The sequence below is a fragment of the Herbaspirillum sp. 1173 genome (assembly GCF_031455335.1).
Taxonomy (GTDB): Bacteria; Pseudomonadota; Gammaproteobacteria; order Burkholderiales; family Burkholderiaceae_D; genus Herbaspirillum; species Herbaspirillum huttiense.
In genome coordinates this window covers 1,489,353-1,502,694 of record NZ_JAVDSP010000001.1, presented here as the reverse complement: position 1 = coordinate 1,502,694, position 13,342 = coordinate 1,489,353, and the positions used below count along the sequence as shown (strand labels likewise).

Below are 13,342 nucleotides of genomic sequence, written 5' to 3'. Positions count from 1 at the left end.
CGCGGCGTTTGATTAACGGTTTCACCATCCCAGCAAAAGGAAAAGCTATGTCCAATACCGATATCAAAGCTACCCTGTCGTTCTCCGACGGCTCTCCGTCCGTAGATTTTCCTATCTACAAGGGCAGCATCGGCCCTGATGTGATCGATATCCGCAAGCTCTACGGCGCTACCGGCAAGTTCACCTATGACCCGGGCTTCATGTCCACCGCTTCCTGCAACTCGTCCATCACCTACATCGATGGCGACAAGGGCGAACTGCTGTACCGCGGCTACCCGATCGAACAGCTGGCGGTGAACTGCGACTTCCTGGAATCCTGCTACCTGCTGCTGCACGGTGAACTGCCCAACGCCACCCAGAAGGAAGAATTCGTCAAGACCGTGACCCAGCACACCATGGTGCACGAGCAGATGAACTTCTTCTTCCGTGGCTTCCGCCGCGATGCGCACCCGATGGCGGTGCTGACCGGCTCGGTGGGCGCACTGTCGGCCTTCTACCACGATTCGCTGGACATCTCCAACGCCAACCACCGCGAAGTCTCGGCCATCCGCATGATCGCCAAGCTGCCGACCCTGGTGGCGATGGCCTACAAGTACAGCATCGGCCAGCCCTTCGTGTACCCGCGCAATGACCTGTCCTACACGGCCAACTTCATGCGCATGATGTTCGCCAACCCGTGCGAAGAGTATCAGGTCAACGAAGTCCTGGTGCGCGCACTGGACCGCATCCTGATCCTGCACGCCGACCACGAACAGAACGCTTCGACCTCGACCGTGCGCCTGGCCGGCTCCTCCGGTGCCAACCCGTTCGCATGTATCGCTGCCGGCATCGCCTGCCTGTGGGGTCCTGCCCACGGTGGTGCCAACGAAGCCGCCCTGAACATGCTGGAACAGATCGGCTCCGTCGAAAACATCCCCGAGTTCATCAAGCAAGTGAAGGACAAGAACTCCGGCGTGAAGCTGATGGGCTTCGGTCACCGCGTCTACAAGAACTACGACCCGCGTGCCAAGCTGATGCGCGAAACCTGCTACGAAGTCCTGAACGAACTGGGCCTGCACGACGACCCGCTGTTCAAGCTGGCCATGGAGCTGGAAAAGATCGCCCTGGAAGACGACTACTTCGTCTCCCGCAAGCTGTACCCGAACGTCGACTTCTACTCCGGCATCGTGCAGCGCGCCCTGGGTATCCCGACTTCCATGTTCACCTGCATCTTCGCCATGGCCCGTACCATCGGCTGGATCGCCCAGTGGAACGAAATGATCTCGGATCCGGAACAGAAGATCGGCCGTCCGCGTCAGCTGTTCGTGGGCTCGCCGCGTCGCGACGTGACCCCGATCGACAAGCGCTGATTGGCGGATGTTGTCCGTCTGCCTTGTCGGACGGACAACTAAGGCATCGCAACGCCGCGTTTCCCGTCTCCCGGGAGTGTGTGGAGGGGGGCAGCGAGGCCCACGCAGCAAGGCTTTGCGGGCGGGCGTTGGCAGGCGGAAACGCCCGTTGCTTCATGTTTCAAATAAAAAAGCGAATCCCTTAGGATTCGCTTTTTTATTTGATATTAGGAGATATAATTCCGATGCGCTGACTGGATGACGTACAGAAGTTCAGGTAGACAAGGTCCTTCCCCCACAACTTGATGCAATCCGCTAACCGGTCAGGCCGTGTCGCGGAAGGTGTAGAAACCCGCTAATCTCGCGAAGCGCGAAGAAAGGTGAGCAAATGACAAAGCTCTACGAGCAATACAACATCAACTCCTACCTGTTCGGTGGGAATGCTCCGTACATCGAAGAACTGTACGAAGCCTACCTGAACAATCCCGGCTCCGTCCCTGACAACTGGCGTGCTTACTTCGACGCCGTGCAACACGTTCCTGCCACCGACGGCTCCACCCGTCCCGATGTGGCCCACGCTCCGGTGATCGCTTCCTTCGCCGAACGTGCCAAGCAAGGCCCGATCCGCACCGTCATCGCTTCTGCCGACTCCGACATGGGCCGCAAGCGCGTCGCTGTAACCCAGCTGATCGCCGGCTACCGTGACCTCGGTTCCCGTTTCGCCAACCTGGACCCGCTGCAACGCCAGGAACGCCCCAACATCCCCGAACTCGATCCCTCCTTCTACGGCTTCACCGATGCCGACATGGACATCGTGTTCAACATCAACAATACCTACTTCGGCCCGGAAACCGCCTCGCTGCGCGACCTGCTGCAGATGCTGCGCGACACCTACACGCGCTCCATCGGTGCCGAGTTCACCTACATCTCCGACATGTCGGAAGTGCGCTGGCTGGAAGAGCGCCTGGAGCCGACTCGTGCCGTGCCCAGCTTCTCCTCCGACAAGAAGAAGCACATCTTGGAGCGCCTGACTGCCGCTGAAGGCCTGGAGCGCTACCTCCACACCAAGTACGTCGGCCAGAAGCGCTTCTCGCTGGAAGGCGGCGAGTCCTTCATCGCTTCCCTGGATGAAACCATCCAGCGCGCCGGTGAAAAGGGTGTGCAGGAAATCGTGATCGGCATGGCCCACCGTGGCCGCCTGAACGTGCTGGTCAACATCCTGGGCAAGACCCCGCAGGAACTGTTCTCCGAATTCGAAGGCCGTCACGCTGACGACCTGCCGGCCGGTGACGTCAAGTACCACCAGGGCTTCTCCTCGGACGTGTCGACCCCTGGCGGCCCGGTCCACCTGTCGCTGGCCTTCAACCCGTCCCACCTGGAAATCGTCAACCCGGTGGTCGAGGGTTCGGTCAAGGCGCGTATGGATCGCCGCGGCGACAAGGATGGTTCGCAAGTGCTGCCGATCCTGGTGCACGGCGATGCCGCCTTCGCCGGCCAAGGCGTGGTGATGGAAACCCTGAACCTGGCACAGACCCGTGGCTACGGCACCGGCGGTACCGTTCACATCGTCATCAACAACCAGATCGGTTTCACCACTTCCGATCCGCGCGACTCCCGTTCGACCCTGTACTGCTCGGACGTGGTCAAGATGATCGAAGCCCCGGTGCTGCACGTCAACGGCGATGATCCGGAAGCCGTCGTGTTCGCCACCCAGATTGCTGTCGACTACCGCATGAAGTTCAAGAAGGACATCGTGGTCGACATCATCTGCTTCCGCAAGCTGGGCCACAACGAGCAGGACACTCCCGCTCTGACCCAGCCGCTGATGTACAAGAAGATCGCCCAGCACCCCGGCACCCGCAAGCTGTACGCCGACAAGCTGGTGACCCAGCAGACCATCCCCGCCGATGGCGGCGAAGAACTGGTCAAGGCTTACCGCGCGGCGATGGATGCCGGCAAGCACGCCATCGATCCGGTGCTGACCAACTTCAAGAGCAAGTACGCCGTCGACTGGCTGCCGTTCCTGAACCGCAAGTGGACCGACGCAGCCGAAACCGCCGTGCCGCTGGCTGAGCTCAAGCGCCTGGCCACCAAGATCACCTCGGTGCCGGAAGGCTTCAAGGTGCACTCGCTGGTCGAGAAGGTCTTGAACGACCGCGCCGCCATGGGCCGTGGCGAAATGAACCTGGACTGGGGCATGGGTGAACACCTGGCCTACGCCAGCCTGGTTTCTTCCGGCTATGCCGTGCGCCTGACCGGCCAGGATGCCGGCCGTGGCACCTTCACCCACCGTCACGCCGTGCTGCACGACCAGAACCGCGAACGTTGGGATGCCGGTACCTTCATCCCGCTGCAGAACGTGGCTGAAAACCAGTCCACCTTCACCGTGATCGACTCGGTGCTGTCCGAAGAAGCCGTGCTGGCCTTCGAATACGGCTACTCGACCGCCGAACCGAACACCCTGACCATCTGGGAAGCCCAGTTCGGCGACTTCGCCAACGGTGCCCAGGTCGTCATGGACCAGTTCATCAGCTCCGGCGAAGTGAAGTGGGGCCGTGCTTCGGGCCTGGTGCAGATGCTGCCCCACGGCTACGAAGGTCAGGGTCCGGAGCACTCTTCGGCACGTATCGAGCGTTACCTCCAGCTGTGCGCCGACAACAACATGCAGGTCGTGCAGCCCACAACCGCTGCGCAGATCTTCCACCTGCTGCGTCGCCAGATGATCCGCCTGTTCCGCAAGCCGCTGATCATCATGACCCCGAAGTCGCTGCTGCGTAACAAGGATGCCGGTTCGCCGCTGTCCGACCTGGCCAAGGGTTCGTTCCAGACCGTGATTCCGGAAGTCGATGAAACCATCGACGCCAAGAAGGTCAAGCGCATCGTCGCCTGCTCGGGCAAGGTGTACTACGACCTGGTCAACGCCCGCAAGGAACGTGGCCAGACCGATACCGCCATCATCCGCGTCGAGCAGCTGTATCCGTTCCCGCACAAGGCCTTCGCGGCCGCGTTGAAGCAGTTCCCCAACTTCAACGAACTGGTGTGGGCACAGGACGAGCCGCAGAACCAGGGCGCATGGCTGCAGATCCAGCACAACATCTTCGAGAATCTCTCCGAAGGTCAGAAGCTGGCCTATGCAGGCCGCCCGGCCAGCGCCTCGCCGGCCGTCGGTTACTACGACAAGCACTACGCACAGCAAAAGGCGCTGATCGAAACTGCCTTCGCCAAGCTCAAGGGCTTTGTGCTGACCAAGTAATCATCGATGCAAACGGGACGCGCTGCGAGGGCAGTGCGTCCCTGTTTCCATAAGAACGAAATCACCCGAAAATCGGAGAATCCTGAAAATGGCTCAAATCGAAGTAAAAGTCCCGCAGTTGTCGGAATCCGTTGCCGAAGCAACCCTGCTGCAATGGCACAAGAAGGTTGGCGAACCGGTGGCCCGTGACGAAAACCTGATCGACATCGAGACCGACAAGGTCGTGCTGGAACTGCCCTCGCCGGACGCCGGCGTGATCACCCAGATCATCAAGGCCGACGGTGCCACCGTCGTGGCTGGTGAAGTGATCGCCATCCTGGACACCGACGCTTCCGCGCAAGTGGCCCCGACCGAAGTCAAGGCTGCCCCGGCACCGCAATCGACCAACGAACCGACCCCGGTTGCTGCTCCCGAGCTGGCCTCCAAGGGCGACGTCGCCATGCCTGCCGCTGCCAAGCTGCTGGCCGACAACAACCTGTCGACCTCGCAAGTCACCGGCACCGGCAAGGATGGCCGCGTGACCAAGGGTGACGTGCTGGGTGCCCTGTCGGCTCCCGCCGCTGCACCTGCTGCCGCTGCCAAGCCGGCCCTGGCGCAAGTTGCTGCCCCGGTCAAGGCTGGCCTGGAAAGCCGTCCTGAACAGCGCGTGCCGATGAGCCGCCTGCGTGCCCGCGTGGCCGAGCGTCTGGTGCAATCGCAATCGACCAACGCCATCCTGACCACCTTCAACGAAATCAACATGCAGCCGGTCATCGACCTGCGCAACAAGTACAAGGACAAGTTCGAGAAGGAACACGGCGTCAAGCTGGGCTTCATGTCCTTCTTCGTCAAGGCGGTCGTGCACGCCCTGAAGAAGTACCCGATCGTCAACGCGTCGGTCGATGGCAATGACATCGTCTACCACGGCTACTTCGACATCGGTGTTGCCGTCGGTTCGCCGCGCGGCCTGGTGGTGCCCATCCTGCGTGATGCGGACCAGATGTCCATCGCCGACATCGAGAAGAAGATCGGTGAATTCGGCCAGAAGGCCAAGGACGGCAAGCTGTCCATCGAAGAACTGTCGGGCGGTACCTTCACCGTCTCCAACGGCGGCACTTTCGGTTCCATGCTGTCGACCCCGATCATCAACCCGCCGCAATCGGCGATCCTGGGCATCCACGCCACCAAGGAACGCGCTGTGGTTGAAAACGGCCAGGTCGTGGTCCGTCCGATCAACTACTTCGCGCTGTCCTATGACCACCGCATCATCGACGGCCGCGAAGCCGTCCTGTCGCTGGTCGCGATCAAGGAAGCCCTGGAAGATCCGGCCCGCCTGCTGCTGGATCTGTAAGCAACCGGCCATCACGGCGTGAGCGAGGCGCTGAACGGCCCCCAGGCATTCAGCGCCTTTTTGCATCCGCTTTGGACCAAGAGATCAAAGCGGATGCGCACAACGAATCAGGAATACACACATGAGCAAGAATTTTGACGTGGTCGTCATCGGTGGCGGCCCCGGCGGTTACATCGCCGCCATCCGCGCAGCGCAACTGGGCTTCAACACCGCCTGCATCGACGAATGGAAGAACGAAAAGGGCGGCCCCGCACCGGGCGGCACCTGCACCAACGTCGGCTGCATCCCCTCCAAGGCACTGCTGCAATCCTCCGAACACTACGAACACGCCAGCCACGGCTTCGCCGAGCACGGCATCGAAGTCAAGGGCCTGGGCCTGAACCTGGAAAAGATGCTGGGCCGCAAGAATACCGTGGTCAAGCAGAACAACGACGGCATCCTGTACCTGTTCAAGAAGAACAAGGTCACCTTCTTCCACGGCCGTGGCTCCTTCGTCAAGGGCGATGCCAATGGTTACGAGATCAAGGTCGCCGGCGCTGCCGAAGAAACCATCACCGCCAAGCACGTCATCGTGGCGACCGGTTCGAACGCCCGCGCATTGCCGGGTGCCGAGTTCGATGAAAAGCTGATCCTCTCCAACACCGGCGCACTGGCCATCTCCGAAGTGCCGAAGAAGCTGGGCGTGATCGGTGCCGGCGTGATCGGCCTGGAAATGGGTTCGGTCTGGCGTCGCCTGGGTGCGGAAGTGACCGTGCTGGAAGCCCTGCCGACCTTCTTGGGTGCCGTCGATGAACAAATCGCCAAGGAAGCCCACAAGCTGCTGACCAAGCAAGGCCTGGCGGTGAACCTGGGTGTGAAGATTGGCGCCATCAAGACTGGCAAGAACAGCGTCTCCGTGGAATACACCGATGCCAAGGGCGAAGCCCACACCGGCGAATTCGACAAGCTGATCATTTCCATCGGCCGTACCCCCAACACCATCGGCCTGAACGCCGAAGGCGTGGGCCTGAAGCTGGACGAGCGCGGCTTCATCGCCGTGGATGGCGACTGCAAGACCAACCTGCCCAACGTGTGGGCGGTGGGTGACGTGGTGCGCGGCCCGATGCTGGCGCACAAGGCCGAAGAAGAAGGCGTTGCCGTGGCCGAGCGTATCGCTGGCCAACACGGTCACGTCAACTTCAACACCATTCCCTGGGTCATCTACACCTCGCCGGAAATCGCCTGGGTCGGCAAGACCGAGCAGCAGCTCAAGGCCGAAGGCGTGCAGTACAAGGCCGGTACCTTCCCGTTCCTGGCCAACGGCCGCGCCCGTGCGCTGGGCGATACCTCGGGCATGGTGAAGTTCCTGGCCGATGCCAAGACCGATGAGATCCTGGGCGTGCATATCGTCGGCCCGATGGCTTCCGAGCTGATCTCCGAAGCCGTGGTGGCGATGGAATTCCGTGCGTCGTCGGAAGACATCGCCCGTATCTGCCACGCTCACCCCTCGCTGTCCGAAGCGACCAAGGAAGCGGCCCTGGCCGTGGACAAGCGCGCATTGAACTTCTGATGCGCGATCAGTGCGACAATACGGGTCGCCGACGCCTGGCCAGCCCTTGGGGCTGGCAGCGTCCGAGTTGCCCGCATAGTGCGCATTGAGATGCCAACCCAATGGGCGAGCCTGGCTCGCCCATTGTCGTTTTACAAGACCACACCATGGATGTCCGTCAATTCTACGAACAGTCGCTGTCCCAGCGCGGTTATCAACCTGATGAAGCGCAGCTGCGTGCCATCGAGCGCCTGCAGCGCGCCTATGAGGAATGGGTCGCCTACAAGGCCCAGCGCGCCTCCACCTTCAAGCGCCTGATCAGCCGCCCGGCCGTGCCGCGCGGCGTCTACATGTGGGGCGGGGTAGGGCGCGGCAAATCCTTCCTAATGGACAGCTTCTATTCCGTGGTGCCGGTGGTGCGCAAGACGCGCCTGCACTTCCACGAATTCATGCGCGATGTGCATCGCCAGCTTGATGAACTGAAGGGAATTTCCGACCCCCTCGATGAAGTCGCCAAGCGCATCGCCAAGAAGTACCGCCTGATCTGTTTCGACGAATTCCACGTCTCCGACATCGCCGATGCGATGATCCTCTACAACCTCCTGAAGGGGCTGTTCGATCACGGCGTGTCCTTCGTGATGACCTCCAACTATGAGCCGAGCACGCTCTATCCGGACGGCCTGCACCGCGACCGCATGTTGCCGACCATCGCACTGCTGAAGGAAAAACTGGACGTCATGAACATCGATGCCGGCATCGACTACCGCAAGCGGGTGCTGGAGCAGGTGAAGGTGTACCACACGCCCCTCAACGCCAAGACCGATGAAGAATTGCGCACCGCCTTCGCCTCCGTGGCCGAGGCGGCTGATGAAGATCCGCGCGTCCACATCGAGGCCCGCGAGATCCGCGCCCTGCGCCGTGCGGGCAGTGCGATCTGGTTCGACTTCGCTACGCTGTGCGGAGGCCCGCGATCGCAGAATGACTACCTGGAACTGGCCAGCCGGTTCCAGACCGTGATCCTGTCTGGCATTCCGCGCATGTCCGCGGCCATGTCTTCGGAAGCGCGCCGCTTCACCTGGCTGATCGATGTTTTCTATGACCACAAGGTCAAGCTCATCATGTCGGCCGCGGTGGAGCCGGACGAGCTTTACACCGTCGGTACCCTTTCCAACGAATTCCACCGTACTGTTTCACGTATCATTGAGATGCAGTCGAAGGAATACCTGGATGCGGATCGCCGCTCGATTGCCGACAGCCTCTCCTGAACAACCACCTGATGAACAAGAAATCCATGCAAGGTCTTTTTGCCGATGCCAAAGGCGTCACTTCTTCCCTGTGCGGCCTGATGCTGGCCTTGGCCGCCGGTGCCAGCATGGCGCAAGGGCAGGCATCGGCCAGCGCCACGTCCGGCGCACAGCCGGGACGGATCCAGGCGCAAGCCCAGGGACAAGTCAGCCCGGCCGATGCCGGTGCGACACCACAGGCTGCTCCTGTTGCCCCCGCGCCCGTCATGAGCCGTGAACGCTTCGACGAACTGGAAGCGCGTGCGCCGATTGCGCAGCGTTATCCTGCCGGCTCCATCAAGTCCGACGAAACGGCACAAAAGGCGCTGGACGAAGCCGCCGAAGACCGGCAGGTGGCCGAACTGCGCTACATCCTTGATCAGCGTGCCTGCTATCCCAAATTCCTGGTCTCGGACTGCCTGGAAGCCGCGCGCGACCGCAAGCGCCTGACCGACAAGGGCATCAAGGCAGTGGAATACGAAGCCAAGGTGTTCCAACGCCAGGCCACCGTGGACGACCGTGATCGTTCACTGGCCGAGCAGCGCGCCAAGGACGAGGAAGATTCCGCCCGCCGCCTGGCCGACCAGAAGCAGAAGGAAGCCGATTCCGCCCGCAAGGTGCAGGAAAGCCGCGCCAAGAACAGCGAAGTCCAGCAACGTATCGACCAGAACAAGAACGTGCCGGCCGATTACCGTGTGCGTCAGCACGAGGCGGAAGTCCAGCGCCAGCAGGCTGAGGAAGCCGCGCGCGCACCGTCGCGCGCCGCCAACGCCGCCGAACGTCAGCGCCGCATTCAGGAAGCCGAGGAGCACCGCCTGGAAGTGGAGCGCAAGAAGGCCGAAAACGAGCGTGAACGCGCCGAGCGCAAGCAGAAGCAACAGCAGGACCAGCAACAGCAGGATCAGCCACAGCAGCAATCGCAGCAGCCCGCCGCCAAGTAAGGCGTTTTGACGCTGGCCCCTCCGTCCGCAGGCCCATGCCGATTTGGCGTGGGCCTGCGGGTGCATTACACTAGCAAGCACATCAGCAACCAGCCGCCATCATGACCAGTACGCATCGCGAAGACATCCAGCGCCGCATCATCGAACTCGAAGTCGAGCACCGTGATCTCGATAGCGTGATCGACATGCTCATCCGCGATGCCCGTTCGGAAGACCTGCAACTGCGCCGCCTCAAGAAGCGCAAGCTGCAACTGAAGGACCACATTGCGCTGCTGAAGATGCAGCTGGTCCCCGATATCCCCGCCTGAGCCCCGCTGCGCGCCTGCTCCTGCTGGCGAGCTTCTCGAAATCCGCGGTCCACGTTCCTGTGTCCTTCATGCGAGTCGGGGGTGTGCTGCCGACTCCGCGTAAAATAGCGCCTTGTTCCCAATGACGTGCAAGATGCGCCGGTATCGCCGATGCCTGCGCCACACGTGTTCTTCTACAGGTTTGCCGCAGTGACAGCTCCCGAAGCCCCCGCCCACAACGCCGACAGTCGCACCGCTCCCGCCGGGACGGAGGGCGCTGCCCCCGAAGAACCAGGTCTCCATGATGCCGAGGTCGAGCGCCTGTTCGGTGAAGGCGGTCCCTTGGGCGGTGCCGTTGGCAGCTATCGCCCGCGTCATGCCCAGACCGAGATGGCCAAGGCCATCGCTGACGCCATCGCCAATCAGGGTACGCTGATCGCCGAGGCCGGTACCGGTACCGGCAAGACCTTTGCCTACCTCGTCCCGGCCTTGCTGTGGGGCGGCAAGACCATCGTCTCCACCGGCACCAAGACGCTGCAGGACCAGCTCTTCAATCGTGATATCCCCACCGTGCGCAAGGCCTTGCATGCGCCCGTCTCGGTGGCGCTGCTCAAGGGGCGCAGCAATTATGTCTGCCACTTCCACCTGGAGCGCACCCTGCAGAACGGCCGCCTGACCGCGCGCGAGGATGTGGGCTACCTGCGCGAGATCTCGCGCTTCGTCAAATCCACTTCCTCCGGCGACAAGGCCGAGCTGACCAAGGTGCCGGAGACGGCTTCGGTATGGAATCTGGTGACCTCCACCCGCGATACCTGTTTCGGGGCTGAATGCCAGTACTACCAGGATTGCTTCGTCATGAAGGCGCGCAAGGAAGCGCAGCAGGCTGATGTGGTGGTGGTCAATCACCACCTGTTCTTCGCTGATGTGGCCCTGAAGGACACCGGCATCGCCGAACTGCTGCCCTCGGCCAATACCGTCATCTTCGACGAAGCGCACCAGTTGCCGGATACGGCCACGCTGTTCTTTGGCGAGACCATCTCCACCTCGCAGATTCTCGAACTCTGCCGCGACGTGCTGGCCGAAGGCCTGTCGCATGCCCGTGACGGTGCTGACTGGGCGCGTCTGGTGGCACCGGTGGAACGTGCGGCGCGCGATCTGCGGCTGGCTTTCCCGGAAGAATCGGTGCGCCTGGCACTGAACCAGATTGCGCCTTCCAGCGCCTTCTTCCCGTCGCTCGACACGCTGAAGGAGTGCATGGACGACATGATCGCCGTGCTCGAAAAACAGGCCGAACGTGCCGAGACCATCGAGCAGTGCCGCGACCGTGCCAATGAATTGCTGCGGCAGCTGGAAAACTGGGGCACGCCCGACGAACTGGCCAAGATCCAGGCCGAAGCCGCCGCCAAGGCAGCGGCCAAGCCCGCCGACAACAAGCGAGCAGGCGAGGGTGAGGAGCAGGAAGATTCGCCCGCGCAGAAACCCTTCTACGTGCTCTGGGTGGAAGCCTTCCAGTCCTCGCTGCAGCTGCACCGCACGCCGCTGTCGATCGCGCCCATCTTCAACAAGCAGCGCGAGGGTACGCCGCGTTCATGGATCTTCACGTCGGCGACGCTGGCAGTGAAGAAGGATTTCAATCACTACGCAGCCCAGATGGGCCTGTGGAATGCCCCGGCGCAATCGTGGCCGAGCCCTTTCAATTATGCCGAGCAGGGGCTGCTGTACGTACCGCAGAACCTGCCACAGCCGAATTCGTTTGAATACACCGATGCCGTCATCGATGCCGCACTGCCGACCATCGAGGCCGCCGGCGGCCGCTGCTTCTTCCTGTGCACTACGCTGCGTGCAGTCAATCGTGCAGCGGAGCGGCTGCGCGCCGAGTTCGAGGCGCGCGGCCATGATTTCCCGCTGTTCGTGCAGGGCGAGGCGGGACGTACGGAGTTGCTGGACCGTTTCCGCGCTGCGGGCAATGGCGTGCTGATCGGTAGCCAGAGCTTCTGGGAAGGCGTGGATGTGCGTGGCGACGCTCTGTCCCTGGTCATCATCGACAAGCTGCCGTTCTCGCCACCGGATGATCCGGTGCTGGCGGCCCGTATCAGCGAAATGGAAAAGCAGGGCCTGAACGGCTTCGTGCACCACCAGTTGCCGGCGGCCATCATCAACCTGAAGCAGGGTGCGGGTCGCCTGATCCGTGACGAGGGCGACCGCGGCGTGCTGATGATCTGCGATCCGCGCATCATCACCAAGAATTACGGTCGCCGTATCTGGCAGAGCCTGCCGCCCTTCAAGCGCACCCGCGAGCTGGAGGTGGTACAAGCCTTCTTCCGCGAGCAGGATGCACGCCGCGCCGCTGCCGCCGCCGGCGAGGACGCTGCGGCGGAGGGTTGAGATGGCAGATCACACCTCGCTGGTGCCGGTGCGCGCCTCCGAACTCGCCCTGGGCCGCCCCGCGCCCTGGCCGATCTACAACGATGCCGGCAAGCTCCTGCTGGCACGCGGTACCTTGATCGATACACCGGATCAACTGGCCGGGCTGATCGAAAACGGTCTCTACCGCAATGCCAACTGGATTGCCGAGCCGGATACCGAATCCGTACCGTTGCCGCAGGCACGCGACGTCTTGCGCAAGAAGCAGGGTGGCAAAAAACCTTTGAAGCCCTCTGCGGCAGTGCGCGGCCAGGAAACCGTGATCACGCTTGACGAGGTGCGCTGGCAGATCGGCGATACCTTGTGGCTGCAATTTGCCGACGATGCCGCGCAGCGCTATGCGGTGTCATTGGTGGGCTGCTTGCCCAACCGCAGTATCCTGGTGACAGCGCCACAAAAGGAGGGCAAGCAGCTCTTCGTGCGAGAAGGCCAGGGCTTCGTGGTGCGCGCCCTGACCGGTCGCCGCGCCTATGCTTTTGCGGCGCAACTGCTGAAGTACCAGCAAACTCCTTTCGTTTACCTTCATGTCTCCCTGCCCAAGGAGGTACGTTCCACCGTTATCCGCCAGGCCACCCGCGTGCCTGTCGGGGCGGAAGGCTATCTCGCGGTGGATGGCAGCCAGCCGCTGGCCGCCAGCGTGATCGACCTCAGTTTGGCTGGGGCTTCGCTGGTGGCGACCTCGCTTTCCGGCAAGGTGGCTGCAAAGAAGGGCGTGACGGGCCAGCTGCGTTTCGTGGCCTCGGTGGCGGACCAGCAGTTGCCGCTGGAACTGCCGGTGGTCCTGCGGACGGTGGAGTCTTTGGGGGAGGCCGATTTCCATCAGTACGGGGTGGAATTTGCGCAACTGACGGTGCGCGACAAACTGGTGCTGTCAGCCTATGTCTATCAGGAACTGACGCTGCAGGAATAGACGACGCAACAGGGCAGGAGAATGTCAGGAGGAGGGGCTGTCCAAAGCTCGGCTTCGG

Annotated in this window: 9 protein-coding genes; all 9 read left to right on the top strand. The window is 62.2% G+C overall.

The features are described from left to right. Positions 1-47: 47 nt before the first annotated feature. The gene (gene gltA / locus J2X56_RS06650) at positions 48-1,349 is read left to right on the top strand and encodes a citrate synthase (protein ID WP_034333988.1); all 1,302 of its coding nucleotides are present in this window, start codon (positions 48-50) and stop codon (positions 1,347-1,349) included. Positions 1,350-1,716: 367 nt separating this feature from the next. After that, complete coding sequence (locus J2X56_RS06645) at positions 1,717-4,581, top strand: 2-oxoglutarate dehydrogenase E1 component (RefSeq protein ID WP_121041915.1); 2,865 nt, start codon at positions 1,717-1,719, stop codon at positions 4,579-4,581. An 88-nt stretch (positions 4,582-4,669) separates the two neighbouring features. Beyond that, the gene (gene odhB / locus J2X56_RS06640; protein ID WP_088753356.1) at positions 4,670-5,911 is read left to right on the top strand and encodes a 2-oxoglutarate dehydrogenase complex dihydrolipoyllysine-residue succinyltransferase; all 1,242 of its coding nucleotides are present in this window, start codon (positions 4,670-4,672) and stop codon (positions 5,909-5,911) included. Between the two features lie 121 nt (positions 5,912-6,032). Further along, positions 6,033-7,460, top strand: coding sequence for a dihydrolipoyl dehydrogenase (gene lpdA / locus J2X56_RS06635; protein ID WP_134222779.1), 1,428 nt, complete (start codon positions 6,033-6,035; stop codon positions 7,458-7,460). A 146-nt stretch (positions 7,461-7,606) separates the two neighbouring features. Next, positions 7,607-8,704 carry a cell division protein ZapE gene (gene zapE / locus J2X56_RS06630; RefSeq protein WP_121041911.1) on the top strand — a complete coding sequence of 366 codons (1,098 nt, stop codon included), beginning with the start codon at positions 7,607-7,609 and terminating at the stop codon, positions 8,702-8,704. 11 nt (positions 8,705-8,715) lie between these two features. Continuing rightward, on the top strand, positions 8,716-9,663 hold the full coding sequence (locus J2X56_RS06625; protein WP_134135994.1) for a hypothetical protein: 948 nt from the start codon (positions 8,716-8,718) through the stop codon (positions 9,661-9,663). Positions 9,664-9,764: 101 nt separating this feature from the next. After that, a complete protein-coding gene (locus tag J2X56_RS06620; RefSeq protein ID WP_006463294.1) occupies positions 9,765-9,971 on the top strand; it encodes a YdcH family protein in 207 nt (68 codons plus the stop codon). Between the two features lie 150 nt (positions 9,972-10,121). Continuing rightward, positions 10,122-12,335, top strand: coding sequence for an ATP-dependent DNA helicase (locus tag J2X56_RS06615; RefSeq protein WP_227022672.1), 2,214 nt, complete (start codon positions 10,122-10,124; stop codon positions 12,333-12,335). 1 nt (position 12,336) lies between these two features. Next, positions 12,337-13,284 (top strand): flagellar brake protein, encoded by a 948-nt coding sequence (locus J2X56_RS06610; RefSeq protein ID WP_121041907.1) that lies wholly within the window; start codon positions 12,337-12,339, stop codon positions 13,282-13,284. Positions 13,285-13,342 lie beyond the last annotated feature (58 nt).

What these genes read in the sequence shown, in the direction of transcription:
- gltA (WP_034333988.1), top strand. Translation starts at nt 48, where the DNA reads ATGTCCAATACCGATATCAAAGCTACCCTGTCGTTCTCCGACGGCTCT.
- J2X56_RS06645 (WP_121041915.1), top strand. Translation starts at nt 1,717, where the DNA reads ATGACAAAGCTCTACGAGCAATACAACATCAACTCCTACCTGTTCGGT.
- odhB (WP_088753356.1), top strand. Translation starts at nt 4,670, where the DNA reads ATGGCTCAAATCGAAGTAAAAGTCCCGCAGTTGTCGGAATCCGTTGCC.
- lpdA (WP_134222779.1), top strand. Translation starts at nt 6,033, where the DNA reads ATGAGCAAGAATTTTGACGTGGTCGTCATCGGTGGCGGCCCCGGCGGT.
- zapE (WP_121041911.1), top strand. Translation starts at nt 7,607, where the DNA reads ATGGATGTCCGTCAATTCTACGAACAGTCGCTGTCCCAGCGCGGTTAT.
- J2X56_RS06625 (WP_134135994.1), top strand. Translation starts at nt 8,716, where the DNA reads ATGAACAAGAAATCCATGCAAGGTCTTTTTGCCGATGCCAAAGGCGTC.
- J2X56_RS06620 (WP_006463294.1), top strand. Translation starts at nt 9,765, where the DNA reads ATGACCAGTACGCATCGCGAAGACATCCAGCGCCGCATCATCGAACTC.
- J2X56_RS06615 (WP_227022672.1), top strand. Translation starts at nt 10,122, where the DNA reads ATGCCTGCGCCACACGTGTTCTTCTACAGGTTTGCCGCAGTGACAGCT.
- J2X56_RS06610 (WP_121041907.1), top strand. Translation starts at nt 12,337, where the DNA reads ATGGCAGATCACACCTCGCTGGTGCCGGTGCGCGCCTCCGAACTCGCC.